20 protein-coding genes and 5 pseudogenes are annotated in these 24,404 nt (G+C 63.7%); 9 read left to right on the top strand and 16 right to left on the bottom strand.

All coding sequences use genetic code 11. The annotated features are described in order from the left end of the window. The first annotated feature begins 370 nt into the window (after positions 1-370). Complete coding sequence (locus MF410_RS16410) at positions 371-1,246, top strand: transporter substrate-binding domain-containing protein (RefSeq protein ID WP_097624778.1); 876 nt, start codon at positions 371-373, stop codon at positions 1,244-1,246. Between the two features lie 114 nt (positions 1,247-1,360). Here the strand turns inward: MF410_RS16410 and MF410_RS16405 are convergent, their stop codons facing one another. The 5 genes and pseudogenes from MF410_RS16405 to MF410_RS16385 form a co-directional block, all read right to left on the bottom strand. After that, positions 1,361-1,774: a tellurite resistance TerB family protein gene (locus MF410_RS16405; protein WP_003570543.1), complete on the bottom strand. Its 414-nt coding sequence runs from the start codon at positions 1,772-1,774 to the stop codon at positions 1,361-1,363. 82 nt (positions 1,775-1,856) lie between these two features. Further along, a pseudogene (locus tag MF410_RS16400) lies at positions 1,857-2,562 on the bottom strand (thermonuclease family protein). Between the two features lie 11 nt (positions 2,563-2,573). After that, positions 2,574-3,251, bottom strand: a complete 678-nt coding sequence (locus MF410_RS16395) for a helix-turn-helix transcriptional regulator (RefSeq protein WP_012556513.1) — start codon at positions 3,249-3,251, stop codon at positions 2,574-2,576. 113 nt (positions 3,252-3,364) lie between these two features. Next, entirely contained in the window at positions 3,365-4,012 is a 648-nt protein-coding gene (locus MF410_RS16390; protein WP_012556514.1) for a response regulator transcription factor, read from the bottom strand. A 93-nt stretch (positions 4,013-4,105) separates the two neighbouring features. Next, a complete protein-coding gene (locus MF410_RS16385; protein WP_239619892.1) occupies positions 4,106-4,504 on the bottom strand; it encodes a hypothetical protein in 399 nt (132 codons plus the stop codon). Positions 4,505-4,622: 118 nt separating this feature from the next. Between MF410_RS16385 and MF410_RS16380 the strand changes: the two genes are divergently transcribed. Both MF410_RS16380 and MF410_RS16375 read left to right on the top strand, forming a co-directional pair. Further along, positions 4,623-4,976, top strand: coding sequence for a DUF952 domain-containing protein (locus MF410_RS16380; protein WP_097624857.1), 354 nt, complete (start codon positions 4,623-4,625; stop codon positions 4,974-4,976). Next, entirely contained in the window at positions 4,973-6,061 is a 1,089-nt protein-coding gene (locus tag MF410_RS16375) for a quinone-dependent dihydroorotate dehydrogenase (RefSeq protein ID WP_097624781.1), read from the top strand. Before MF410_RS16380 ends, MF410_RS16375 begins: the two co-directional genes overlap by 4 nt. On the opposite strand, the gene MF410_RS16370 is transcribed toward MF410_RS16375, so the two are convergent. The 3 genes from MF410_RS16370 to MF410_RS16360 are packed head-to-tail and all read right to left on the bottom strand — an operon-like array spanning position 6,037 to position 8,172. Further along, a complete protein-coding gene (locus MF410_RS16370) occupies positions 6,037-7,377 on the bottom strand; it encodes an MATE family efflux transporter (RefSeq protein WP_097624858.1) in 1,341 nt (446 codons plus the stop codon). The two genes, MF410_RS16375 and MF410_RS16370, sit on opposite strands and share 25 nt — an antisense overlap. Positions 7,378-7,406: 29 nt before the next feature. Next, on the bottom strand, positions 7,407-7,904 hold the full coding sequence (locus tag MF410_RS16365) for a CAP domain-containing protein (RefSeq protein ID WP_097624782.1): 498 nt from the start codon (positions 7,902-7,904) through the stop codon (positions 7,407-7,409). A 1-nt stretch (position 7,905) separates the two neighbouring features. Beyond that, complete coding sequence (locus tag MF410_RS16360) at positions 7,906-8,172, bottom strand: DUF6460 domain-containing protein (RefSeq protein WP_064836366.1); 267 nt, start codon at positions 8,170-8,172, stop codon at positions 7,906-7,908. 173 nt (positions 8,173-8,345) lie between these two features. On the opposite strand from MF410_RS16360, the pseudogene MF410_RS16355 reads away from it, so the two are divergent. The 3 genes and pseudogenes from MF410_RS16355 to MF410_RS16345 all read left to right on the top strand — a co-directional run bounded on the left by MF410_RS16355 (position 8,346) and on the right by MF410_RS16345 (position 10,389). Continuing rightward, positions 8,346-9,279: pseudogene (locus MF410_RS16355) on the top strand (methyltransferase domain-containing protein). Between the two features lie 208 nt (positions 9,280-9,487). Then, on the top strand, positions 9,488-10,123 hold the full coding sequence (locus tag MF410_RS16350) for a YitT family protein (RefSeq protein WP_097624783.1): 636 nt from the start codon (positions 9,488-9,490) through the stop codon (positions 10,121-10,123). A 98-nt stretch (positions 10,124-10,221) separates the two neighbouring features. After that, complete coding sequence (locus MF410_RS16345) at positions 10,222-10,389, top strand: hypothetical protein (RefSeq protein WP_239620450.1); 168 nt, start codon at positions 10,222-10,224, stop codon at positions 10,387-10,389. A gap of 377 nt (positions 10,390-10,766) precedes the next feature. Here the strand turns inward: MF410_RS16345 and MF410_RS16340 are convergent, their stop codons facing one another. Together MF410_RS16340 and MF410_RS16335 are read right to left on the bottom strand one after the other, a co-directional pair. Then, complete coding sequence (locus MF410_RS16340; RefSeq protein WP_097624784.1) at positions 10,767-11,228, bottom strand: carboxymuconolactone decarboxylase family protein; 462 nt, start codon at positions 11,226-11,228, stop codon at positions 10,767-10,769. Positions 11,229-11,249: 21 nt separating this feature from the next. Beyond that, the gene (locus MF410_RS16335; protein WP_097624785.1) at positions 11,250-11,750 is read right to left on the bottom strand and encodes an Rrf2 family transcriptional regulator; all 501 of its coding nucleotides are present in this window, start codon (positions 11,748-11,750) and stop codon (positions 11,250-11,252) included. A gap of 130 nt (positions 11,751-11,880) precedes the next feature. Here MF410_RS16335 and MF410_RS16330 point away from each other — a divergent pair, with 130 nt between their 5' ends. From MF410_RS16330 to pdeM, 3 genes are all read left to right on the top strand, one after another. After that, positions 11,881-12,510 carry a YitT family protein gene (locus MF410_RS16330; RefSeq protein WP_097624786.1) on the top strand — a complete coding sequence of 210 codons (630 nt, stop codon included), beginning with the start codon at positions 11,881-11,883 and terminating at the stop codon, positions 12,508-12,510. Between the two features lie 48 nt (positions 12,511-12,558). Next, positions 12,559-15,084 carry a ligase-associated DNA damage response DEXH box helicase gene (locus MF410_RS16325; RefSeq protein WP_097624787.1) on the top strand — a complete coding sequence of 842 codons (2,526 nt, stop codon included), beginning with the start codon at positions 12,559-12,561 and terminating at the stop codon, positions 15,082-15,084. Positions 15,085-15,153: 69 nt separating this feature from the next. Next, on the top strand, positions 15,154-15,879 hold the full coding sequence (gene pdeM, locus MF410_RS16320; protein WP_097624788.1) for a ligase-associated DNA damage response endonuclease PdeM: 726 nt from the start codon (positions 15,154-15,156) through the stop codon (positions 15,877-15,879). A 70-nt stretch (positions 15,880-15,949) separates the two neighbouring features. On the opposite strand, the pseudogene MF410_RS16315 reads toward pdeM, so the two are convergent. The 6 genes and pseudogenes from MF410_RS16315 to MF410_RS16290 all read right to left on the bottom strand — a co-directional run bounded on the left by MF410_RS16315 (position 15,950) and on the right by MF410_RS16290 (position 24,246). After that, a pseudogene (locus tag MF410_RS16315) lies at positions 15,950-16,530 on the bottom strand (transglycosylase SLT domain-containing protein). A gap of 28 nt (positions 16,531-16,558) precedes the next feature. Further along, complete coding sequence (locus tag MF410_RS16310; RefSeq protein ID WP_097624789.1) at positions 16,559-17,545, bottom strand: alpha/beta fold hydrolase; 987 nt, start codon at positions 17,543-17,545, stop codon at positions 16,559-16,561. 108 nt (positions 17,546-17,653) lie between these two features. Next, positions 17,654-18,211 carry a dihydrofolate reductase family protein gene (locus MF410_RS16305; RefSeq protein WP_097624790.1) on the bottom strand — a complete coding sequence of 186 codons (558 nt, stop codon included), beginning with the start codon at positions 18,209-18,211 and terminating at the stop codon, positions 17,654-17,656. 181 nt (positions 18,212-18,392) lie between these two features. Next, positions 18,393-19,193, bottom strand: coding sequence for a TIGR02186 family protein (locus MF410_RS16300; RefSeq protein WP_097624791.1), 801 nt, complete (start codon positions 19,191-19,193; stop codon positions 18,393-18,395). Then, positions 19,193-20,115 (bottom strand): annotated as a pseudogene (locus MF410_RS16295) (sulfite exporter TauE/SafE family protein). Before MF410_RS16295 ends, MF410_RS16300 begins: the two are co-directional and overlap by 1 nt. A gap of 346 nt (positions 20,116-20,461) precedes the next feature. Continuing rightward, positions 20,462-24,246 (bottom strand): annotated as a pseudogene (locus MF410_RS16290) (peptidoglycan-binding protein). Positions 24,247-24,404 lie beyond the last annotated feature (158 nt).

The raw sequence follows: 24,404 nt of genomic DNA, 5'->3' as shown, positions 1-24,404 counted from the left end.
TTTAATTCCGCGCTAACGGCGGGGCGGCGCCGCGGTGATTTTTGGGAGCGTCAACCGGCAAGCCGCTCCGGCTGCCACCGCGCCGAAGGCTGCCCCTCGCCCTAACCCTCTCCCCGTTCTGACGGGGAGAGGGGACGTGCCATGAAAGAGGTTAGCGAGGGACGGAGAGGTCGCGACATATCCCCTTCGCCCCGCAGGCGGGGGTCCGAAGGACGGGTCGAGACGCGTGGCTCGACCCCGTTTGGTGGCGGCAGCCGGATGAGGGGCGGATGTGGCACGATCCGTCCCATGCATATTCCCCGTCCCGCATGACTCTGCTACATCTCGCCGACACCACACGCTTCGCGCTTAATTCGAGACCAAGATCACGATGATGCAATCCAAGTTGGCATCCCTGGCTGTGAAGGGGTTTCTCGCGTTCGGCCTGTTTCTGGGCGCTCTATCTTTTGGCTTTGCCGCATCCGCCCAGCAGGCAACACCCTCGCTGCCGCTGCTTTTCGATGCCCGTGAACGTCTGGCGCGGCCCGATCTCTCCTCGCTGGTCCGCCTGCGCTTCCTGACCTCGGTCGATTTTCCGCCGTTCAATTTTACCGATCAGAACGGCAAGCTTTCCGGTTTCAACGTCGATCTCGCCCGCGAAATCTGCAGCGAGCTGGAGATTTCGGACAAGTGCCAGATCCAGGCGATCCCCTTTGCCGATTTGAAGGATGCGCTCGCCGCCTCGCAGGGCGACGCCGTGATCGCCGGCCTTGCCGTGACGCCGGAGCTGCGCCGGCAATTCGTCTTCTCCCGGCCGTATCTGATGCTGCCGGCCCGCTTCGTGCGCAATCTCGCCGTGCCGCTCGACGGCAAAACGGCTGCCGCCCTTTCAGCGCACCCGGTCGGTGTGGTCAGGGGCACGGTGCACGAGGCGATGCTGGCCGCGTTCTTTCCGGCGATCAAAGCCCAAACCTTCGACACCAAGGACGCCCTGCTTACGGCACTCAAGGATCGCAAGGTCGATGCCGCCTTCGCCGATGCGCTGCAGCTCTCCTTCTGGGTCTCCTCGCCGGCCTCGGCCAAATGCTGCGCCCTGTTCGACGGCCCTTATCTCTCCGAGCATTTCCTCGGCGAGGGCATGACGATCATGCTGCGGCAGAAGGATAGCGTGCTGACGGCGGCGATCGACCATGCGCTCGCCACGCTGTCGCGCAATGGCCGGCTCCAGGAAATCTATCTGCGCTATTTTCCCTACGGGCTTTATTGAGCCTTCAAGCCTAAAGCGCGTCGCGATCTTTCAGATTCGCTCCTCGCGCTTTAGCTCTTTGTTTTTGCGCATGTCGTTGCCGCAAAACCGCGGCACATTTTTGCGCGACATGCCTTATCCCTTGCGGAAGCGGGCAATGGCGCTGCGCTCGATCGCCGCGCAGGTGAGCTTGTCGAGGCCGAGCCGGTCGCGCAGCAGGCTGAGCAGCCGCAGTTCCTCGGCTTTGACGGAGAGATCGGCGGAAGCGACTTCGACGGCCAGCGCATAGGCGGTGTCGTAGAGTTTTGCCGGCAGGGTGTCGCGCACGGTTTCGAGAACGACGTCGAGGCCTTCGGGCCCGGCCAGCAGCGAGGCGCAGTCGCGCGCCACCGAAATCAGCTTGTCGTCGTCGAAGTCCCGGAAAACCGGCAGGAACCCGATCAGTTGTCCGATCCTTTCCATCTCCCGGTCGTTCATCGTGCTGTCGACGGCTGAGGCCATCACCATCACGTAGATCAGCGCATCATGGGCGGAAAGCGGCTTGTTCATCTCTGATTCCTTTTTCGATCAGCCCAGAGTGGGAATTGGCAGCCGGCATTACAAGGGATCGGCGCCCTGTCAAGACCGCCGGTTATCTCCGGCGCGGATCGTCGCCGTAAAGGCCTTTTCCGGCTTGCCTGGCCTTCTCGGCGGCCGATGCCAGCGGCGAACCCGCCGCTGCCTCGGCCCAGCCGTTTTCGGCAAGCCATGCGCCGAGATCCTGCGTGCCGAGCCGGCAGGCGACCGTCGCCGTTTCCGTCCATTCAACAGCGTCGAGATCGCAGGCGATGCTGCGGTTGCGCAAGAGCTTGGCGCAGCGCGGTCTTTGCCATCATGCCGCAGGGCCATTGCCGGCCGGTCGGCCCGCATATCTTGTCGGCCGGCGTCGGCACGATGCCGGCAAGCTGCAGCTTGCGCTCGCCGAAGGAGAGAAGGCCGGCATTTTCGACTGCCGGCCGCGCCAGCTCCACCGGTTTTTTCACGGCTGGGCTTGCCGTCTGCCCGGCGGCCGTCTCGGCCCGTTTCTCGCTCTCGGCGACTTTGGGTGCCGTGCCGTCGGCAGCCCCGAGGGAGGGCGCCGCCGGTTCCGTCGAGCGGACGATCACTTCGGCCCGGTCCTCCGAAATCGCAGCCGGTTCGCCGGCTGGCGCGGGCTGATCCACCGCGGCCACCGTTTCCTCGGCAGGCACGGGCTCGCCTTCGGCCGTGCCGCCCCGCAGCCTTGCTTCACCCGCCATCAGCAGGCCGGCCACCACCACCATGCCTATGAGACCTGTGAAGATGGCGGCAGGGCGCATGGAATATCTTCCTATTGGCTGGCCCAGATGATGCGGGCGATCCAATCGACATCGGAAAGCTCGAGGGTGCGGTTGGGATGCTCGGGATTGAGCGACATCAGCTCGATCGAGCGCGGGCTCTGGCGCAGCAGCACCTTGGCCATCACCTCGCCCTCGCATGTGCGCACGACGACGCGGTCGTTGCGGCGCACCTGCGCGCCGGGCTCGACGATCAGCACGTCGCCGTCGCGATAGAGCGGCATCATGCTCTCGCCCTGCACCTCCAGCGCATAGACGGCTGATTTCTGCGCCGGCGCCGCCGGAAATTCCACCACGTCCCAGCCCTGGCCGGCCGGAAAACCGCCATCGTCGAAGAAGCCGCCGGCGCCGGCTTGGGCAAAGCCGAGCAGCGGGATTGAACTGCCCTGCGGCGGAAAGGCGCCGTCAGATTGGCCGGCCGGCCGCTTGGAAAAACCGGCATCGGGCTGCAGAAAGGCAAGGAACTGCTCGACGCTCGCCCCGGTGGCGTCGAGCACCTTGGCGATCGATTCCGTCGAGGGCCAGCGCAGCCGCCCATCGGCGGAAAGCCGTTTCGACTTGTTGAAGGAGGTAGGGTCGAGCCCGGCACGCCGCGCAAGACCGGATGGCGTCAGTTCGTGCCGCTCGGCAAGCCTGTCGATCGCTCCCCAGATCTGATCGTGTGACAGCATAGGCGCCCGATTCCGTGCGCGGCTCATCCGCGCGTCAGCCGGTCGGAATATTAACCGACCGTGCCGCCGGAGTAAAGGCAAAGGAGGAATAAAATCCTGATATTGCAAGGGTTTCAGGCGACCATCGCCATGTTGATCTTGCCGAGCTGGATGACTGCCTGCGTACGGCTGTCGACGTCGAGTTTCAAGAGGATCGCCGAGACATGCGCCTTGATCGTCGCCTCGGAGACGCCGAGTTCGTAGGCGATCTGCTTGTTCAACAGCCCTTCGCCGAGCATGGTCAGCACCCGGCTCTGCTGCGGCGTCAGGGTATGCAGGCGGTGGATCAGGTCGGCGACATCGGGATCCTGCTCCTGGCCGCCGCGGTAGTTTTCCGGCGTGGCAATGTCGCCGGCAAGCACCGTCTGGATGCTGCGGCGAATGTCGTCGATGCCGGCGGATTTGGAAATGAAGCCGGAGGCGCCGAGTTCCAGCGCCCGACGGATCGTCGTCGCATCGTCGGTTGCCGAGACGATGATGATCGGCAGGCTGGCGAATTCGGAGCGCAGCGCCATCAGGCCGGAAAAGCCGCTGACCCCGGGCATGGCGAGGTCGAGCAACATGAGGTCGGCCTCCGCATGGGCGCCTGCCGCCTTGCGCGCCGCCGCGAAATCGCCGGCTTCGACGATCGCCTGCCGGCCTTCCATGCCGATGACGGCCTGGCGCAGCGCATCGCGAAACAGCGGATGATCGTCCGCAATGATGATGGTCTGTTCCTGCATCGAAAACTCCCTCCCAAGAGCCCGATCGTGCCTGCATGCGCCGCCGTCCCCTCCGAGGTTTGCATGCATGCCTAGTGATATGACTATATCAGATCAGGTCTTCTGCGGAAGGGGATTGGCGTTTTCCTCAGCCTGAAACTCCTTCACCATCCCCATGAAACTCTTCATCATCTTCTCCATGATGCTGATCGAGCGGTCGATCTCGGCATCGCTCGGCAATGCGCGCTGGATGGGGCCGCCCTGTTCCAGCTTCGTCACCCGCTCGGACAGCCGGTCGAGTTCGTCCTCGTAGGCCGCCCGTTCGTCGGCCGCCATCCGGCAGACGAGGGCGCCGTCCTTGTCCAGGCAGATCGACATGGCCCCGGTCTGCCGGTCGAGCCGGACGAAATGGTCGCCGCTCTTCTCCAGCTGGAACCGACTTGCATCGGCCTCGGCTGCGGCCGCGCCAAACGGCAGGAGAAGAACGCCAAGTGTGAGAACCAAAATCTTCATCGTCTCATCCTCCGGATTTTGCTTGTGCGGGTCCTGTTTTTAAGCGCCGGGGCGTGGACATCGCCGCCTCTTTCCGGCAAAGCGCTGGTGATCGAGGACCAGCAACCGCGAGGCCATGATGACCCTGACACCGACCCTTTACAAGATCGTGACGGAAACGCTCTGGCAGCAAGCCAGACAAACCGGCATTTTTCATGGCGCCGGCATTGATCTCAAGGACGGCTTCATCCATTTCTCGACGGCAGAACAGGCCAAGCAGACCGCCGCGCTGCATTTTAACGGCCAGGCCGGCCTGCTGTTGATTGCCGTCGATGGCGGGGGCTTCGGTGACAAGCTGGTATTCGAACCCTCGCGCAACGGCGATCTCTTCCCGCATCTCTATGCCGATCTGCCGCTTGAAGCCGTGCTCTGGGAAGCGGCGTTGCCGCTCGACGAGACCGGCGCCCATATCTTCCCGGAGCTGCAGCCATGATCGATCCCTTCAAACGTCTCGCCCGCAGGGGTCTCTTCCTGTTCGATCCGGAAACGGCGCACGGCATGTCGATCGCCGCCCTGAAATCCGGCCTCGTGCCCGCCTGCCAGATCACGCCCGATCCGCGCCTGCGCCAGACCGTCGCCGGCCTCACCTTCGAAAACCCGCTCGGCATGGCCGCAGGCTATGACAAGAATGCCGAGGTGCCAGAGGCGCTCTTGAAGCTCGGCTTCGGCTTTACCGAGATCGGCACGGTGACGCCGAAACCGCAAGCCGGTAATCCCCGGCCGCGCATCTTCCGCCTGGTCGAGGATGAGGCTGTCATCAACCGCCTCGGCTTCAACAATGAAGGCCATGAGGCCGCTTTCGCGCGCCTCGCGGCGCTGAGCGGCAAGGGCATCGTCGGCGTCAATATCGGCGCCAACAAGGACAGCGAGGATCGCATCGCCGATTACGTCGCCGGCATCCGCCGCTTCCATTCGGTGGCGCGCTATTTCACCGCCAACATCTCCTCGCCGAACACGCCCGGTCTGCGCGACCTGCAGGCGCGTGAAAGCCTGGCAGCGCTGCTGTCGGCGGTGCTGGCAGCACTCGACGAGATGGCGGCGACCTCCGGCCGCAAGGTGCCGGTCTTTCTGAAGATCGCCCCGGATCTGACCGAGGAAGGCATGGACGATATCGCGGCGGAAGCGCTCTCGCATGCGCTGGATGGCTTGATCGTCTCCAACACCACGCTGTCGCGTGACGGACTGAAAGATCAGCGCCAGGCGAAGGAGACGGGCGGTCTCTCCGGCGTGCCGCTGTTCGAAAAATCGACTGCCGTGCTTGCCAGAATGCGCAAGCGCGTTGGCCCCGCGCTGCCGATCATCGGTGTCGGCGGCGTTTCCTCGGCCGAAACCGCGCTGGAGAAGATCAGGGCGGGCGCCGATCTCGTCCAGCTTTATTCCTGCATGGTCTATGAAGGCCCTGGCCTGCCCGGCGATATTGTCCGCGGCCTCTCCAAACTCATGGACCGCGAAAAGGCATCCGGGATCGGCGAGTTGCGCGACAGCAGGCTGGATTACTGGGCGGCGCGAAAAGTCTGATCGGCCCGCGGCTTGACCAGCACGGCCAGGAAAAAGCCCCGGAAGAGCAGGAAGGCGTTCATAGCAAGCCACAGGCCGTGATTGCCGACGAGCGGCACGAAAACGGCAAGCATGGCGAGGTAGCCGGCAAAGGACATCAGCATCCGGTTGCGCATCTCGGCCGACCATGTCGCGCCAATGAAGACTCCGTCCATCAGGAAGGCGAGTGCGCCGGTCAGGCCGGTCACCGCCGCCCAGGGCAGATAGGTTGCTGCCGCCTGCCGCACCTCGGGCGAAGTCGTCAGCACCGAGATCAGCCAGGGACCGGCGAGGAAGAAGAAAGCGGAAACGATCGCTGCCAGCCCGAAGGACCACAGGATCGTCAGCTTCAGCCCGCGGTCGAAGGCCGGCCGGTAACGTGCGCCGATCGCCCGGCCGGTGATCTGCTCGGCGGCATTGGCAAGCCCGTCGAGATAATAGCTGGAGAGCAGGACGAAATTCATCAGCACGGCATTGGCGGCAAGTGTGACCGCGCCGAAGCTGGTGCCGATCCGCGTCATGATGGTGAAGGCGCCGATCAGCACGAAGGTGCGGATCAGGATGTCGCGGTTGAGGGCGAAAAGCTCGGCCAGCCGATGCCGCGAAAAGATCTCCGCCCATGCCGGCCGCTCGGCCTTGGCAAAGCCGCTAAGCACGATGGAAAGCCCGGCAAGCGCGCCGGCCATCTCGCCGGCCATCGTTCCCCAGGCGACTCCCGCCACGCCCCAGTCGAGCGTCAGGCCGAGATAGATCGACAGCAGGATATTCATGCCGTTGATGATCGCCTGCAGCAGCAGCCCGATCTTGCCCTGTCCGCGCCCGAGCACGAAGCCGAGAATGGCGTAATTCGCAAGTGCAGCCGGTGCAGCGAGAATCCGGATCGAGAAATAGGTGCTGGTCGCCTCTGCGATCGCGCCTTCCGCGCCCATCAGCCGCAACCCCGCCGTATTCAGCAGCGGCGAAAGAAAGAGCAGAGCCAGCCCGCAGCCGAGCGCCGAAATCAGCGCCCGGGAGAAGACCGCCTGCTGCTCGTGCTGGTCGCGCCGCCCATAGGCCTGCGCCGTCAGGCCGGTCGTCGAGGCGCGCAGGAAATTGAAGCTGCCCATGATCAGATCGAACAGCATCGCACCGATCGCCAGCCCCGCCAGCGCTTCCGGATCACCCATACGGCCGACGACGGCGGTGTTGGTCAGCCCGAGCATCGGCGTCGTCATGAAGCCGAGCGTCATCGGAATGGCGATCGACAGCACCAGCCGGTGCGTCACCTCGAAGGCGAACCTGTTATTGTGCGTATCCATCCATGGCCTGATATCGAGGCCGAATCGCCTCAGCTCGACAGCACCATGGCCCAATAGGGCAGGTTCCGGGAAGCTGAATTGTGGGCAACGGCGACGCCGAGGCCGTCATAGCGCCCGAGCATGTTTTCCAGATGATGCGGCGAGTTGATCCAGGCGGTCACCACCGCATCGACGCTCTGCTGGCCGGAGGCGATATTCTCCGCCGCCGGCAGCCGGACGCCGCTCGCCTTGACACGGGCGCCGAAACTGTCGGTCAGCCCCATCAGATGCGCCATCTTACCGGCACTTGCCATGCGTTTGGCCTGGAACAGCGCGGCGGTGCTCGCCGCCGGATCGACAGCTAGCGGCGGCAAGCCGTTCTTCGCTCTCAGTTGGTTGACCAGCGGCAATACGCTCGCCGTTTCGTCCTCGCCGTTCGAAGGCGTGCCGGCAAGGCGCGGGGTGGTGGTGCAGCCGGCGATGCCGGCGGCAAGCGAAAGCCCGGAAAGGATGAGCAGGCTGCGCCTGGAAAGATCGATCGATGTCATGTTACCGGCGATAGCTGAAAAGGCGAAGGATGACGAAAAGCGGGATGACGATCGTCGCCCCGAGGAGGAGGTAGTCGCCGACGCGCCCGAGCGCTGAAAAACCGCGATGCCAGATCTCCAGGATGAAGTCGCGGAAGCCATAGATGATGTTCCACGGCGTCAGGCCGAACACGGTCATGACGAAACCGACGATCAGCGACACGACGACAAGCTTTATCAATGTGCGGGCGAAGGAATCGCCGAGGAACCTGTTCACCTGATCGGACATGCGCCATCTCCTGTTTGCCCTTGGAATAAGGTTGCGGCGTGTTGCCCGCAAGCCCTTTCGGGGATTGGCCGCTTCGCCTCTGAAATAGGACTTGAGTTTTTTGTGGCCGCCGCCAGATGCGGGCCACGTAAAACTGTGCAGCGCAACGACATGCGTCAAATAAAGAGCCGATGATGCAGCCTCACCAGCTTTCCTCAGGCGACGTCATCGCCGACCGCCGCGCCGATTATGCCCGAATGCTCGACGAGGGCGGCGAGCCGGAAGCGGCCGCCGAGCTGATGGAACAGGCCCTCGAACTCGTGCCCGGCTGGGCCGCCGGCTGGTATCGCCTTGCCACCTATCGCGAAAAGGCGGGCAGCGGCGAGGCCGCGATCGAGGCCTATCGCAACACGCTTACCCTTGATCCCGACGACATTTTCGGCGCCGCCCTCAAGCTCGCCCTTCTCGGCGACGGCGCCACACCCGACCGGCCGCCGAGCCGCTATGTCGAGCGCCTGTTCGACGACTATGCCGACCGTTTCGAATCGGCGCTCGTCGAAAAACTCGATTACACCGTCCCGCAGAAGCTCGCAGCCCTCGTCGCATCCACCGGCAGGCATTACGCACGTGCCGTCGATCTCGGCTGCGGCACCGGCCTGCTCGGCCCCGAGATCCGCGCCGGCGTCAGCCGCCTCGAAGGCTTCGACCTCTCGCAGAACATGCTGGCCAAAGCCGCCGAGAAGGGAGTTCTATGATCACCTCGCCCGGGCCGATCTCTCGCTGGCGCCCAATTTCTCCGGCTTGTTCGCCGACGCCGCGCGCCATCGCGCCGAGCTGGTAACGGCCGCCGACGTGCTGATGTATCTCGGCAATCTCGAAAGCGTCTTTGCCATCATCGAGGACCTCGCCGCATCGGGCGCCGACATCGCCTTTTCCGTCGAGGATGCAGGGGACAGCGGGGGCTTCCACCTCGCGCCGTCGCTGCGTTACGCCCATTCGGAGGCCTATGTGAGGCAGCTCGCTGCCCGCCACGGCCTCGAAATCCTGAAGATCATCAAGACGGTCATTCGCAAAGATGGCGGCAAACCGGTTGCCGGCATTCTGTTTCTTACGCGCAAACCCGCGTGAGCGAATATTTCTTGCGATTTTTTAATAGGACAGCATTGCTTACCTATTTCACTTGCTCGGCACGCCAGAACACTGATATTGCACAGCTATCCGCAGAAAGCGCGGCCAAAACGCCGGGCGATCCTGTCCATTTCACAATCAAAACCACCGCGTCCGGCTTTTCCCCCGGACGTGTTCCCGAACGCGTCTGCTGTTGGAGACTGGCGACATGACACAGCTCATCAATGCCCTTGGCTTCTGGAATACCAGCGCTACGCGCCATGCCCCGATCGAGGACGTGCAGGGCATATTCTCCGGCAGCCTGGTCGCCGCACTCGGCCTCTACGTGCTCGCCAGTGCCGGGCTTTTGACCGGCAGCACCGCCGGTGTTGCCTTCCTCCTGCATTATGCCTTCGGCGTCAATTTCGGCCTTGCCTTCTTCCTGCTCAACCTGCCGTTCTTCTGGCTCTCCTGGAAGCGTCTCGGCATGGCTTTCACGATCAAGACCTTCGTCGCCATCGGCCTGACCTCGGTACTGGCCGACGTGCAGTCGCGCTTCTTCTCCATTTCCAGCATCCACCCGGCCTGGGCCGCCCTTCTCGGCGGCCTGTTGCTCGGCTTCGGCGTGCTGGCGCTCTATCGCCACCGCGCCAGTCTCGGTGGCGTCGGCATTCTCGGCGTCTATCTGCAGGAGCGGTTCGGCATCCGCGCCGGCCTCGTCCAGCTCGCCATCGACCTCTGCGTGCTCGCCGCTGCCTTCTTCGTCGCCACGCCGCCGGTGGTCTTCTATTCCGTCCTCGGCGCCGTCGTCCTCAACCTCTTCGTCGCCATCAACCATCGCGCCGACAGGTACATCGCGCTCTGACATTACAAATCGGTAAGCCATTCTAAACAAAACGTAACTTGCCTGAAGCCCCTCCCGGCGCGACACTTCTTCCCGCGCCGGATTTGATGAGGTGAGTTATGTCAGATTTGGAAAAGCTTGTGAGACGCCGCATGCAGGAAGAATACGCCAAAGGCGCTTCCGCAGAGGAAATCGCGAAAGTCGTCCGCGACCTCTTCAACAGCATCGACCTTTCGGGCTTATCGCCTGACGCCGTTGCTGTACGAGCCACTCCGAATTACGAGTGACCTTATATTCAACCGACCCGAATTTTTCGGGTCGGTCGCCGGGATGCCATCATGAAGGCGCCTGGAGGGCAGATGATGGAGTTGAGAAGCCCACGTAAAAATCGCAGCCGGGCCCCGATTCCTCGCTGTTCTTGCTCCAAAAATCACCCCACACTCCGTCCTCCTCGGGCTTGATCCGAGGATCCACGCCGCCCCACCGCGGCGGGGCCATTGATCCCAGGCTCAAGGCCTGGGATGACGGAGGGTGGGGGCCTGTTTTGCCAAACTCGCCGTTGACGCAGCGGATGACACGTCGCACTTCCTGGTTCAGCGCGGTGCCGTGTGGCCCCGACGTTTGCCTGGGTTCAGCCCCCAGCCTCAACCCCGTGGCATTGGCCTCAAGCGGCCTTGACGGCAGCATCGATCGGATGTTGCGAGCGGAAGCCGACGGCAAGCCGGTTCCAGATATTGATCGCGCCGATCGCCACGGTGATCTTGGTCATCTCCTCCTCGGAGAAATGCGCCTTCAGCGCCTCGTAATCGGCATCCGGTGCGCCGGTTTTGGCAAGGTTCGTCACCGCATCGACCCAGCCGAGCAGTGCCCGTTCTCTGGCGTCATAAACAGGCGATTCCCGCCAGACGCACATCAGGTTGATCCACTGCTCGGAGAGCCCATCATGGCGGGCTTCCTTCACATGCATGTCGACGCAATAGGCGCAGCCGTTGATCTGCGAGGCGCGCAGCTTGATCAGGTGGATGAAGCGGCGCTCCAGCCCGGAAGACTGGACGTACTGCTCGAGTGCGGCGACCGCCTTGTAGGCATCGGGGGCGGCTTTGGCGAAGTTGAAACGGGGTTGCATGGTCTTCTCCTTTGATATGGCTCAGCGAGCCGTCTTGCGTTCATGGATTTCAAGGAAGGCGCAGCCTCTGGCTGCGATCGATCCATCGTCGAGGGCATTCAATTCGATGCCGAGATCGGCAATGCTGGTCTTGGCCAGTTCGGCCCGGTAGACCCGTTCTGCCCGGAGCATCGCCGCGCTGATATTGCATGGCTTGGCAAAGAAGCGATCGGAGACAGGGTTCGGCCCGCGCTGGCGGATTTCGGCGCAGCGGAACGCCGGCGCCGGTCCTTCGACCGCGAGCAGGATATCGAGCAGCGAAATCTCTTCCGCCGCCTTTGCCAGCCGGTATCCGCCTTTCGGCCCCGGCACGGTATCGAGGATGCCGGCGCCAGACAGCGCCTGCAGATGTTTCAACAGATAGCTCGTCGACACACCGTGGAATTCTGCCAGGGCTGCGGCCGACAGCACGCCGCTCTCGGAAAGGCCGGAAAGCATCGCAACGCTGTGAATGGCCTGCTCGACGCCATCGCTCATCTTCATCGAGGCAATCTCCTAATCGTGGATAAAAGATATCCATGATTATATCGGCTGTCAAGAGCAGACCTTACGGCTGGCGGCTTGCCTTTCTCCCGACGGCGGATAGAAACGGGAAAAACGACAGGGGAAGATCATGGCAGCCAACGCCTTCACAGGCCTTCTGAACTCCAGCGCCGACCGCCACTCGCTGTTCGACGACGCCCAGGGCATCGTCGCCGGCAGCATGCTCGCCGTGCTCGGTGTCTCGCTGCTCTCCGGCGCCGGGCTGCTTGCCGGCGGCACGGCCGGTCTCGCCTTCCTCGCCCATTACGCGACCGGCTTCAGCTTCGGCCTCTGCTTCTTTGCCGTGAACCTGCCCTTTTATTATCTCGCCTTCCGCCGCATGGGGCCTGCCTTCACCATCAAGACCTTCGCCGCCATCGCGCTGACTTCGGTCCTGTCGGAATTCGTCCCTGGCTTTATCGGTATCGGGCATGTCAATCCGATCGCCGGTGCGCTCTTCGGCGGCCTCGTCATCGGCGCCGGCCTGGCGCTCTTCCGTCACCGCGCCAGCCTCGGCGGCATCGGCATTCTCGCCCTCTATATCCAGGATCGGCTCGGCTGGCGCGCCGGCCTCGTCCAGCTCGGCTTCGACTGCGTCATCCTGGCGCTCTCCTTCCTGGTCGCCAGCCCCTCGATCATCGCCTGCTCCGTGCTCGGCGCGGTCGTGTTCAACCTCACGCTTGCCATCAACCATCGCAAGGACCGCTATATCGCCGTATGAGGCGATGGACGCTCTTCTTTTTCCTTCCTATTTCACTACCTTCAGGGCGTGGACCAGATCGATTCCGAAGCCCGCGCTTTGCTGCCTGCCGCCTTTACCCGCTGGTTTGCGGAAAAGGGCTGGCGGCCGCGCGCGCATCAGCTGGAGCTGCTGTCCCGCGCCGAGGCCGGTGAAAGCACGCTGCTGATTGCGCCCACCGGCGCCGGCAAGACGCTTGCCGGTTTTCTGCCGTCGCTGACCGATCTTACCCGCCGCGGCAAAATTCCGCCCGGCTCCGCCTTCACCGGCATTCACACGCTCTATGTCTCGCCGCTGAAGGCGCTGGCAATCGACATCGAGCGCAACCTGATGAAGCCGGTGGCGGAAATGGGCCTGCCGGTCACCGTCGAAAACCGCACCGGCGATACGCCGAACGCCAAGCGCCAGCGCCAGAAGCTCAATCCGCCGGATATTCTGCTGACGACGCCCGAACAAGTCGCCCTGCTTCTCGCCAACCGCGAGGCCGAGCGCTTCTTCAGGGATCTGAAATATGTCGTGCTCGACGAGCTGCATTCGCTCGTCACCTCCAAGCGCGGTCATATGCTGTCGCTCGGCCTTGCGCGTCTGCGACGTCTTGCCCCCGGCCTCCAGACGATCGGCCTGTCGGCGACTGTCGCCGAACCGATGGATCTGCAGAAATGGCTGGTCGCCCAACAAGAGGGCAGCGGGCAGGAGAGCAGGGAACACCATGCCGGTCTCGTCGTCGTCGAAGGCGGCGCCAAGCCGGATATCTCGATCCTGTCGACCGAAGAGCGCATTCCCTGGGCCGGCCATTCCGCCAAATATGCCATTCCCGATGTCTACCGGCAGCTCCTCGACCACCAGACGACGCTGCTCTTCGTCAATACCCGCAGCCAGGCGGAAATGCTGTTCCAGGAACTCTGGACGATCAATGACGACAACCTGCCGATCGCCCTCCATCACGGTTCGCTCGATGTCGCCCAGCGCCGCAAGGTCGAGGCGGCGATGGCCGAAAACCGGCTGCGCGCCGTCGTGGCCACCTCGACGCTCGATCTCGGCATCGACTGGGGCGATGTCGATCTGGTCATCCATGTCGGCGCGCCGAAGGGCGCCTCGCGCCTTGCCCAGCGCATCGGCCGCGCCAATCACCGCATGGACGAGCCGTCGAAGGCGATCCTCGTACCGGCCAACCGTTTCGAGGTGATGGAGTGTCAGGCAGCGCTCGACGCCAATTATATCGGCGCCCAGGACACGCCGCCCGTCGGCCGCGGCGCGCTCGACGTGCTCGCCCAGCACGTGCTCGGCATGGCCTGCGCCGAACCCTTCGACATGCTGGATCTCTACGACGAAATCGTCAGCGCCTCGCCCTATGCCGATCTCAGCTGGGAGACCTTCGAGCGCATCGTCGATTTCGTCGCGACCGGCGGTTATGCGCTCCGCACCTATGAGCGTTATGCCCGCATCCGCAAGACCAAGGAGGGCCGCTGGCGTGTCTCCAATCCGGCCGTCGCCCAGCAATATCGCCTCAATCTCGGCACCATCGTCGAAAGCCCGATGCTGAACATCCGCATGGTCAAGCGCGGCGAGGGCGGCCGGATCGGCCGCGGCGGCGCCACGCTGGGAAAGGTCGAGGAATATTTCCTCGAGCAATTGTCGCCGGGCGATACTTTCGTCTTCTCCGGCAAGGTGCTGCGTTTCGAGGGCATTCGCGAAAACGAATGCCTGGCCTCGCAGGCCTTTTCGCTCGATCCGAAAATCCCCTCCTACAACGGCGGCAAGTTTCCGCTGTCGACCTATCTCGCCGAGCAGGTGCGGGCGATGATTGCCGATCCTGACCGCTGGCGCCATCTGCCGGATCAGGTGCGCGATTGGCTGTCCTTGCAGGACGACAAGTCGATGCTGCCGAAGCGCGACGAGTTCCTGATCGAAACCTTTCCGCGCGGCAGCCGCGGCTATATGGTTGCCTATCCCTTCGAGGGCCGTCTCGCCCATCAGACGCTCGGCATGCTGCTGACCCGCCGGCTAGAGCGGGCCGGCGCCAAGCCACTCGGCTTCGTCGCCACCGATTATTCGCTGGCCGTCTGGGGTCTCGAGGATATGGGGCTGATGATCGGCAATGGCCGGCTCAGCCTTTCCGACCTCTTCGACGAGGACATGCTCGGTGACGATCTCGAAGCCTGGCTCGACGAATCCTTCCTGCTGAAGCGCACCTTCCGCAATTGCGCCGTGATTGCAGGCTTGATCGAGCGCCGTCATCCGGGCAAGGAAAAGAGCGGCCGGCAGATCACCGTCTCGGCCGATCTGATCTATGATGTGCTGCGCAGCCACGAGCCGGATCACATCCTTTTGCAGGCGACGCGGCAGGATGCGGCGACGGGACTTTTGGATATTGGCCGCCTTGGCGATATGCTGAAGCGAATCAGGGGCCACATCACCCATCGCCCGCTCGACCATATTTCTCCGCTTGCCGTGCCGGTGATGCTGGAGATCGGACGCGAGGCGGTGCCGGGCGAGGCCCATGACGCGCTCTTGGCCGAGGCGGCCGACGATCTGATCGCCGAGGCGCTCGCCTGAGGAGACTGGGCCCGAAGAGATTGGGCCCGAAGAGATTGGGCCTGACGAGAATTGGAAACGACGATAGTGATGAACCGCCTGGCGCTGGCGCGCGACATATCCGGATTGGCTGCGATCCCCGGCATCGAGACATCGGTCCATGGCATTGCCGCTGTCTGCGATCCGCTCGGCGCCCTCTATCTGCCGGACGCCGGCCTGCTCGTCGTCTCCGACCTGCATCTGGAAAAAGGTGCCGCCTTCGCCCGCCGCGGCATGATGCTGCCGCCCTATGATACGCTGGCGACGCTGACCGTGCTTGCCGCCCTCATTTCCCGTTATGATCCGAAGCTCGTCGTTTCGCTCGGCGACAATTTTCACGATCGCATCGGCTCCAAACATCTGCCGGAGAATTTTCGGGCGCTGATCGTCGCCATGGCCCGCGGCCGCGAATGGATCTGGGTCAACGGCAACCACGATCCCGACGGCGTCGTCGATCTGCCCGGCACCTCCGTCGACGAAATGCACTATGCCGGCCTGACTTTTCGCCATGAGCCGAGGAACGGCTTGCAGAGCGGCGAAATCGCCGGCCACCTGCACCCGTCGGCAACGGTGCGCCGCCGCGACAGATCCATCCGCCGTCCCTGCTTCGCCACCGACGGCGCCCGCCTCCTGATGCCCGCCTTCGGCGTCATGAGCGGCGGCCTCGATCTCGGCCATCAGGCGATGAAAGGCCTGTTCGACAAGGGGTCACTGATCGCACATCTGCTGGGGCGAGATCGGATTTATTCGGTCAGGTACGGGAATTTGCGGGGGTAGCGATCTCCCCACCTGCGGGGGGATGCCCGGCAGGGCAGAGGGAGGCGCCACACGGCACGCCCCAATATCGCTAATCACACCCCTGCAACTGCTGCTGATAGGTCCCAGCCATCCGCGCGAACTTCTGCGCGGTCTGCTGCAATTGCCCGTTCGAGCGCCAGTCGCCGCGTTTGTATCCGGTCGGGCCGGAGTAATAGGCGAGATAGAGATTATAAGCATCGTTCAGCGGAATGCCGGTCTCGGCGCTGTTCTGGGCGTGGTACCAGCCGATGAAATCGATCGCGTCGGCGAAGTTCGCCCGCCGCGCCGTCCAGTTCCCGGTCTGCGACTGATAATGGTCCCACGTTCCGTCGAGCGCCTGCGAATAGCCGTAAGCGGTCGAAGGCCGCGTCCAGGGAATGAAGCCGAACAGTTTGGTGCGGGCGGCCGCGCGTAGGGCTGGAAGCCGGATTCGGTATACATCGTCGCCATCAGGATCGGCACCGGCACGCCGTATTTCTTTTCCGTCCGCTCGGCCGCACTCTGCCAGCTGGAGAAAAGTCCGTCGCGCTCGTCGAAGACGGCGCAGATGTTCCGCGTCTGCTTCGGCGCCGTCGCGCAGCCGGCGAGCAGCGCGAGACCCACAGCGGTCAGAACGATACGAGTACGCATGACAAAATCTCTCGTTTCCGAGAGATTACTAACTCGTAAATGTTAAAAACCGGTTTTTAGTCGAATACGAAGTTTTCTGAAGGGCTGCCTGTGCCGTCCAGGGATGGATGCCGTCGCGCAGCCAGAGGACGCTATCGCGCCAGAAACCCTCGCAATGACGTGAATGGAACAGGCCGAAATGGCCGATCGCCTCGAAGCCGAGATCGGCGGGACGCAACAGCACTTCGTCGATCTCGGCATTGCAGTAATAGGCAAGCGTGCGACGGATCGCCGGCACGGTTCCGAGCTCGTCGTCCGACATGGCGACGGCCAGGATAGGTGCGGTCACCGCAGCAAAACGCGCGAGCACCTCGTCCCGCTCCGCAGCCGGGTGGCTCATTTCCATGCGCGCCCGGCGAAAGCTCCATTCATGGGCGACGCCGGCCGGCAGATCCTCGAGCCAGCCGAGGCGTTTGCCGGGAAAATAGCCGAAGAGCGCCGTCAGCGCCGGCATGGCGACGTGCCATTTCATCAGCAGCCGCATTCGGCGCGCCGGCGCATAATCGCGCCAATAGGCGTATTGGGCGCCCATCGTCAGAATGCGGTCGATCCGGCCGGCATATTTCGAGAGGCCGGGCAGAAAACCGCCGATGCTGTGGCCGACGATGCAAAGCGGCTGGTCCGCCCGTCCGTCCATAAACCGCAGCGCCGCGTCGAAATCCTTTTCGCCCCACTCCCGCCACCGATAACCGCAGCCGCGGAGCCGCGCCGGCCTCGAAAGCCCAATGCCGCGGTAGTCATAGGTCAGAACGTCGAAACCATGAGCGGCGAGAAACTGGGCGTAACGGTGATAATAACGTGCAAGCACGCCGGTCGCGGGATTGATGATGACGCTGGCGTGAGCTTTCGCCCCGCCCGAGGTCCAAAGGTGGCCGCGGAGCATCACGCCATCGCTGCATCGGATCTCCACCGGTGTATCCACCGCCGGCCGTTCATCTTGTTCTTGCGCAAGCGACAGGTCAGCGCCTTCTGCCATGCTCCGTCTCCCCAATCTTCGGGGATGATGATAGAGGCGCCATTTCCGCAGGAAAAGCCGAATGCGGCCCCAGATTGGGCCGCCGGCGTCATCAGATAGTCTAAGACGCTACGCTTTCACCGGCTCGTAGCGCAGGATCACCGCACCGCCCTGCGTCGTCGAGGATTCGATGAGCTTCAGCGGCACCTGGCCCTCGGCAGGCTTGAAGAGCGGGTTGCCGCCGCCGAGGATGACGGGCACCACGCAGACCCTGATTTCATCGATAAGACCCGCTTTCAGCAGGCTATCGGCGAGCTCGGCACTGCCGAAGATGAAGATCGTTTTGCCGTCTTCCTGCTTCAGCCGCGTCAGTTCCGGGATCGGATCGCTGACGACGCGGGCATTGTTCCAGCCGGGCTCGGTCATCGTCCGCGACACGGCGATTTTGGCGATGCCGTTCATATAGGCTTTGATTGTGTCTTCGCTTTCGGCGGTCGGCCAGTAGGAGGCCATGCCCTCATAGGTCTTGCGGCCGAAGACCAGGAGATCGCCTTCCTCGCCGAATTGCTCGGCATAGTGCTGCAGCTCCGGCCCCCAGGCGAGATTGTGGAAGTCGATATCCCAAGGCTTGGTGCCTTCGAAATAGCCGTCGAGGGTCATCAGGTTCCAGACGATAATCTTTCTCATGTCCATCCTCCTTGTGGATTGCATTCACCGCAACAAACCGATTGCGAATAGCAACTGGTTCAAGCTAGAGCGACTGATAGCAAAATGCAAGCGGTTTTCACGGGAAGGCAAGATGAGCCGCATCCGTGTCGCGTGCCATTCCGGGAGGAGATTTTCATGAATGCCGCGCCGGCGGCGGAGATCAGTCCTTGCGGAAGATCAGGCTGGCGCCCCAGCCGGTGATGACGGCGAGCAGCACGGCAGCGCAGCCGTAGAGGATCGGCTGACCATGCGCGGCGTCGGTGATCGTCTGCTCGATACCGGTCTTGATGACGCGCAGCGGAAGCGATTCCTCGGTAATCAGAGTCCCGCTCTTGAAGAGATAGGCGCGCACGGTGTGGACGCCGTTCGGAATGTTTGCCGGCAGCCGCAGGCTCGCCTTGAAGAGGTTGGAGGAAACGAAACGCACGCCGCTCGGGTTGCGGTCGTAGAATCCGCCGCCCTGCTGCAGCCGCCGGAAGGCATCGCGGAATTCGCCGAGATTGCTGCCGTCGCCGACGAAGCCGACCGGTGTCAGCGGAATATGGTCGATGCCGATCCCCTGGTCGGTCAGTTCGAGTGGCGTCGTCAGGTCGTCGATCATCCGCGAACTCGACATCGAATAGGAGTGCGGTACGGATTCGAAGGTCATCGAGCGCGTATTCACCCAGATGCCGAAGACGCGCTCCTTCTTGCGCACCGTCGCATCCTGACGCGGGCCCTCCAGGACCACGACCACGTCATATTGGCCGATGGCGAGCAGCAGCTGGTCGGTATTCGACAGCGCCCCGAAGATGGTCAGATCGGCGCCGTGGAAATCCGAGGTGATGGCGATTTCGCTGGTCGACGTGCCGATCTCAAGTCCTTCACGCACTGCTTCGGTTGACTGCCCCGGCAGCCATTGCGCTCCGGCCGCCGCCGGCAGCAGACAAAGCAATGTGAGGACGGCGGCAAGCAGGCGCATCAGTTGTGGGCTCCGATCACCACCGAATAGATGTCGGCCGGCGTCACCACCAAGGCGATCGCCAGACGCAGGCCGACGGCAAGCACCAGCAAGCCGAGCAGGGCGCGCAGCTGCTCGCCGCGCAGCTTCTGGCCGACGCGCACGCCGTATTGCGCCCCGATGACGCCCGCCACCATCAGGATGAAGGCGAGCACGATATCGACGGAAAAGTTCGTCGCCGCCTGGACGATCGTCGTATAGGCGGTCACGAAGATGATCTGGAACAGCGACGTGCCGACGACGACATTGGTCGGGATGCGCAGCAGATAGATCATCGCCGGCACCATGATGAAGCCGCCGCCGACGCCCATGATCGAGGTGAGGATGCCGATCGCAAAACCGAGCGCGACGATCGGAATGACGCTGAGAAAGATCTTCGATTTCTTGAAGCGCACCTTCAGCGGCAGTCTGTGCACCCAGTGCTGATGGCCGGGTTTGCGCGGCGCCGGCGGCTCGTTGCGCGCCGCCCGCCGCATGGCATTGATGCTTTCGAGCAGCATCAGCCCGCCGACCGTGCCGAGGAAGATGACATACATCAGCGAGATGATCAGATCGAGCTGACCGATGGCGCGCAGCAACGAGAAGATCCAGATGCCGACCGTGGCCCCGGTGAGGCCGCCGATCAAAAGCACCGTGCCGAGCTTGACGTCGAGCGTGCCGCGCCGGAAATGGGTGATCGCGCCGGAGATCGACGAGGCCACGACCTGGTTGGCGCCGGTGGCGACGGCAACCACGGGGGAATATTGTAGAAGATCAGCAGCGGCGTGATCAGAAAGCCGCCGCCGACGCCAAACATTCCAGACAGGAATCCGACGGCCGCCCCCATGCCGAGAATGATGAAGATGTTCACCGACAATTCTGCGATGGGCAGATAGATTGTCACAGCCGACCCCGAATGATGACCGCTCCTGCCGGGCGGTTTCTGTCACGTCCCCGTTCGAATGCGCACCATACTGTGAAATCGTTGCCAGAGGCTTTCGATCGGCCCTTGGATCGAGCGATGGAGATCGGTGGCAGAAGATTCGCCGGATGCGCGGATGGATATGTCCCGCATAATCCGGCTTTTTTCAGGTTTTGTGACAGTCGGCGGCAAAATTGGAAAAAGCCTTGCGGCATAGTGCCGCCAGGCTTTTTCTAAAGCAATTTCAGCAGAAGGGCCGTGCGGTTTGCGCCCGGTTTGGCGCAATCACGATAGAAGTCATTTCCGCGCCCGAGGGAATGGAAATGCTCTAGATCGCTTTGGCTCCCTGCTTGTTGCGTTCGAGCAGCGCCTTGACGGTTGCGTCGGTCACCTTGCCGTCCGGCTCTTGGCCGATCGACTTCTGGAAGTTCTTGATCGCGGTCACCGTCTTGGCGCCCATTTCGCCATCCGGCGTCCCGGCGTCGAAGCCGTTATTGTTGAGGATCGCCTGGATGTTGCGGACCGCCTTCTTCATGTCGACGCTCGCCGTCTTCAGGCCGGTTCCCGCCCATTCGTCCGGAATGTCGATGGTATTGCTGCGGTGGTCGAGCGGCTCCGGCTTCCAGAGATCGGCCTTGGCGCGGGCACGTTCGAGCTGGTCGGGCTTCATGGCGTTGGCCACTTCGTCGCGCTTCTGCGCCGCATCCTTGTCGCCGGCCTTGGCGGCAATCGCAAACCATTTGTAGGATTCTTCGAGATCCGCCGGGACGCCGTTACCCCTCGCGCAGAGGATCGCCAAGTTGAACTGGCTGTCGGTGATGCCGAGGTTGGCAGCCTTGGTGAACCAGGAGGCGGCCGTCGCATAATCCTGCTGGCCAAGAGCGCCAGAGGCGTAGAGCACGGCGAGATTGTGCATGGCGCTGGCATTGCCCTGGTTTGCCGCCTGTTCGTAGAAGCCCTTGGCCTTGGCGATGTCGCGTTCGACGCCGTTGCCCTTCTCGTACATGCTGCCGAGCCGGTATTGCGCCGGTGCAAAACCCTTGTCGGCCGAAAGCTGGTACCAGCCTGCGGCTTGCTTCTGATCGACGGTGATGCCGTTGCGGCCGTCCGAATAACGCGCGCCGATCTCAAACAGCGCCAGCGCATCGCCGCCCTGCGCCGCATCGGCAAGCGATTTCGGCTGGATGGTGTCGGGAATGGCGATGGCGGCCTGGGGCGCGCTGGCCGCCGGCGTATTCGCGACGAAGCCCGATGTCTCCTGCGCAGCACCCGATGGCGCGCCGGGGGCAAAGGTCGCGGCCCCTTCGCCGTCGAGCGGCGTCGCGTCGGTCAGATGATCTCCGGCAACCGGTGGGGTTGCCTCGGGTTGTGCCTGCTCGGCGGCGGGTGGGGTCGCCTCCGCTGTGGGAGCGGCCGTCTCTGCGGCATTGCTGTCCGACTGGGCCGGCGTCGCTTCAGGCAAGGCCGGCTGCGGGTTCTCGGTCGCGCCGGTCAGGGCCGAGACCTCGGCCGGCGGCTGCGGTGCGCTCTCGCCGCTCGTCAGCGTTCTCGCAAGCGGAAAGGCCATGATCGCGAGCAGCACGGCGCCGACTGCCAGCAGGATCGGCCGGCGGTAACGCGAAAAGGCGCTGGTCTTGCCTGCCTTATCCGTCTTCTCGGAAATCTTGCCGCCCTTGTCGGCAGCCTTCTTCTCGCCCTTGACGGCTGCCTGTTTCGGATTGGCGTCCACCTCCATCGCGGCCGCCTGAGCGGCGCGACGGGCAGCGGCGATATAATCGGCGCGATCAGTTTCGGCGGCAGGTTTGCCACGTGCCGCACTCTGGCTGGCGCGAACCCGCTCGAGGATCTTCTTGACGTCCGGTGCGCCCGAGCCCGGCTCGAGCAGTTCGTTTGATGCATCCGACGGCATCACGTCGGCGGGATCGATCGACGGCGCGGGGTCGATCATCGGGCGTTCGGCTGCCCGGTTTTCGGCCTTCTTGCCGGGCCGCAGCCGCTTGCCGAGGCTGGCGAGCAGGCTGGCCTTTGCCGGTGCCTGTGCCAGCGCGGGGGTGGCAGCCTCCGGCGTCCTGGTGGCGGCTTCGATGGCGATCGCGCTCGTTCCGCTCATGGCGGTTGCCTGTGCCGGGGGGCAGGTTCGGGGGCGACCTCGGCGGTGCGGATGACGGGAGAGGCCTTCGCCGTCGCGACAGCGGCCGGCGCCTTGTTCATCTCGGCCTCGGCCACCATCAGCGCATAGGGATCGACATCGAAGTCGACCTCGGCCAACGGCATCTGGGCGGCCGGCCGCCCGCGCTCTTCCATGCCATCGAGGCGATCGGCGATATGCACCAGCGTCTCGTGCAGCGCCTTGAAGGTCTTGTGCGTGCGTTCCTCGCTGTCGCGGCTGATATCCTCGAGATGGCGCAGGTCTTCGGCGAGCGCCGTCAGCGCCGACATGTCGGCGGCGGGCACGCCGCCCTGGGCGGCGCCATTGCGCGAATAGGCCTCTACGACGGCCTCAGCCGCCTGGCGCGCTGCCTCGATGATATATTCGTCGCTGGTCGCCATATAATCTTCGATCGCGCCCATCCGCCGGTCGAGATCGGCGGGGATCGCAGCGCTTTCGCGCGGCTCGCTCATCAGCGCCGAAAGATTGGCGATCTGGTCTTCGAGGTTCTTCAGCGCGTGCGGATCGGTCGGAGCTGCCGCCGTGCTCTCTTCCAGCCGGGCGGCGATGTCGCTCAGCCGTCCTTCCAAACGCTGGAAGGCGCCGTCGTCGACCGCCGCCACGGGCGCCGGCTGCTGATAGGCCATCTCGTCGATGCGTCGGGCGAGATGATCGAGCCGCTGCGCCAGCACGTCGTTGACGGCGCCGTTTTCGAGCGCGTCGATCTTGCGGGAAATGTCGGAAAGCGGTCCGGTGAGATCGGGCTGCGGCGCGGCCTTCTGGGTGTGCTCCAGCAGATAGGACAGATGTTCCAGCCGTTCGTCGAGTCGCGACGTCGCTTCCGCCTTGGTCAGCTCCTCGACGCGGGATGTTAGGGCCTCGAGCCGCAGCGCCAGCTCCTCATCAGGCGTTGCGCGATTGGCCGCATCATGACTCATCAGGTCGATCTGGTCGGCCAGCGCCGAAAGCCGGCCCTCCAGCCGCTGCATCAGCCCCGGATCGTTGGCGGCGGCCGCGCGTCCGCTGGCCGCGATCGCCCGGCTGATCTCGTCGAGCCGCATGTCCATGGCGGCGAACTGTTCGGACATCACCCGGTCGTGCGGCTGGATCATGCTGCCGAACTGTTCCATCGCCGTGGCGATGGCGATGAGCTTGTCCTCAAGCGCCCTGACCGCCGGGCTTTCGCCCATGCCGCCGATATGGCGCTTGATGTCGTCGAGCCGATAGGCGAGCGAAACCAGTTCTTCCTGCAGCCCCTCGGTATCGAGGGCGGCAAGCCGGCTTTCGAAGCCGTCCCAGCGATTTTCCATATGGCGCAGCGAATCCTCGCGCGCCAGCCCGTCCATCAGCGAGCGCAGTTCCTCGAAATCCTCGCGAAGGCCGGCGGCCTCCGGGGCGCTCGAACGGCCGGTCAGCTGGGTGATGCTCTGGGCAAGGCGGCCCATATCGGCGCGCATGTCGTCGGCGAAGCGGCCGTCTCCGGCATTCGTCTTGATCTCGCGAAGTTCGGCGCGCAGCGCGTTCATCTCGCGGGTGACGCCTTCGGAAATGTCGCGCTTCAGGTCTTGGCGCAGGTTGACGAGCGCCTGGGCGATCTCCGTCATCGTGTCGTCGCCGGGGCGGAAGGCGGGTGCCGCCTGCGGTGCGGCGCGCGGCGCAGGGTCGCGCAATTGCGGGGCCGGCTCGCGTCCGTAGGGCCGCTCACGGCCGGCTTCGAGCGCGCGTTGGCGCTGGCGGATTTCGGCGAGCGGATCCGGCCGCGGCTCGATCGGCGCCCTTGCCGGGCGCGGAGGGTTGGAGCCGGCATAGGGATCGCGCTCGGCCGTTGCCGTGCGCGGCCGCTGTTCGCGCCCGCTGCCCATCAGCCCTTCAATGCGCGCCTCCAGCCCCTCGATCGTGCGGTTCAGCGCATCGAGCGAGGTCCTGTCGGACTGTCGGGAAGGATTTGATCGCGATCCGTTCATCTTCTTGCTCGCTTCGACTGCTCGACCCCTCGTCAGAGCTCGATCTGTGGCTTTTCCGTCTGTGGCCAGCGTCTTCACGCGGACCGGAGCATCTTTCATCAGAAGTTAGTCAATTAGACTTTCCTCAAGCTGAACGATGTAGCGGCATCCCTGGGAAA

It is taken from the genome of Rhizobium sp. C104, from assembly GCF_022354505.1.
GTDB classification, from domain to species: Bacteria; Pseudomonadota; Alphaproteobacteria; order Rhizobiales; family Rhizobiaceae; genus Rhizobium; species Rhizobium redzepovicii.
The sequence above is the reverse complement of the archived record's forward strand: the minus strand, read 5'-3'. Positions and strand labels throughout refer to the sequence as shown.

Bases quoted from the DNA above. Each gene is read 5' to 3' on its own strand.
- MF410_RS16350 (WP_097624783.1), top strand. From the start codon at position 9,488: ATGACACAGCTCATCAATGCCCTTGGCTTCTGGAATACCAGCGCTACG.
- MF410_RS16365 (WP_097624782.1), bottom strand. From the start codon at position 7,904: ATGACATCGATCGATCTTTCCAGGCGCAGCCTGCTCATCCTTTCCGGG.
- MF410_RS16335 (WP_097624785.1), bottom strand. From the start codon at position 11,750: ATGAAGATGAGCGATGGCGTCGAGCAGGCCATTCACAGCGTTGCGATG.
- MF410_RS16390 (WP_012556514.1), bottom strand. From the start codon at position 4,012: ATGCAGGAACAGACCATCATCATTGCGGACGATCATCCGCTGTTTCGC.
- MF410_RS16360 (WP_064836366.1), bottom strand. From the start codon at position 8,172: ATGTCCGATCAGGTGAACAGGTTCCTCGGCGATTCCTTCGCCCGCACA.
- MF410_RS16410 (WP_097624778.1), top strand. From the start codon at position 371: ATGATGCAATCCAAGTTGGCATCCCTGGCTGTGAAGGGGTTTCTCGCG.
- MF410_RS16310 (WP_097624789.1), bottom strand. From the start codon at position 17,545: ATGGCAGAAGGCGCTGACCTGTCGCTTGCGCAAGAACAAGATGAACGG.
- MF410_RS16395 (WP_012556513.1), bottom strand. From the start codon at position 3,251: ATGCTGTCACACGATCAGATCTGGGGAGCGATCGACAGGCTTGCCGAG.
- MF410_RS16330 (WP_097624786.1), top strand. From the start codon at position 11,881: ATGGCAGCCAACGCCTTCACAGGCCTTCTGAACTCCAGCGCCGACCGC.
- pdeM (WP_097624788.1), top strand. From the start codon at position 15,154: ATGAACCGCCTGGCGCTGGCGCGCGACATATCCGGATTGGCTGCGATC.
- MF410_RS16385 (WP_239619892.1), bottom strand. From the start codon at position 4,504: ATGAAGATTTTGGTTCTCACACTTGGCGTTCTTCTCCTGCCGTTTGGC.
- MF410_RS16375 (WP_097624781.1), top strand. From the start codon at position 4,973: ATGATCGATCCCTTCAAACGTCTCGCCCGCAGGGGTCTCTTCCTGTTC.
- MF410_RS16405 (WP_003570543.1), bottom strand. From the start codon at position 1,774: ATGAACAAGCCGCTTTCCGCCCATGATGCGCTGATCTACGTGATGGTG.
- MF410_RS16345 (WP_239620450.1), top strand. From the start codon at position 10,222: ATGTCAGATTTGGAAAAGCTTGTGAGACGCCGCATGCAGGAAGAATAC.
- MF410_RS16300 (WP_097624791.1), bottom strand. From the start codon at position 19,193: ATGCGCCTGCTTGCCGCCGTCCTCACATTGCTTTGTCTGCTGCCGGCG.
- MF410_RS16340 (WP_097624784.1), bottom strand. From the start codon at position 11,228: ATGCAACCCCGTTTCAACTTCGCCAAAGCCGCCCCCGATGCCTACAAG.
- MF410_RS16380 (WP_097624857.1), top strand. From the start codon at position 4,623: ATGACCCTGACACCGACCCTTTACAAGATCGTGACGGAAACGCTCTGG.
- MF410_RS16305 (WP_097624790.1), bottom strand. From the start codon at position 18,211: ATGAGAAAGATTATCGTCTGGAACCTGATGACCCTCGACGGCTATTTC.
- MF410_RS16370 (WP_097624858.1), bottom strand. From the start codon at position 7,377: ATGGATACGCACAATAACAGGTTCGCCTTCGAGGTGACGCACCGGCTG.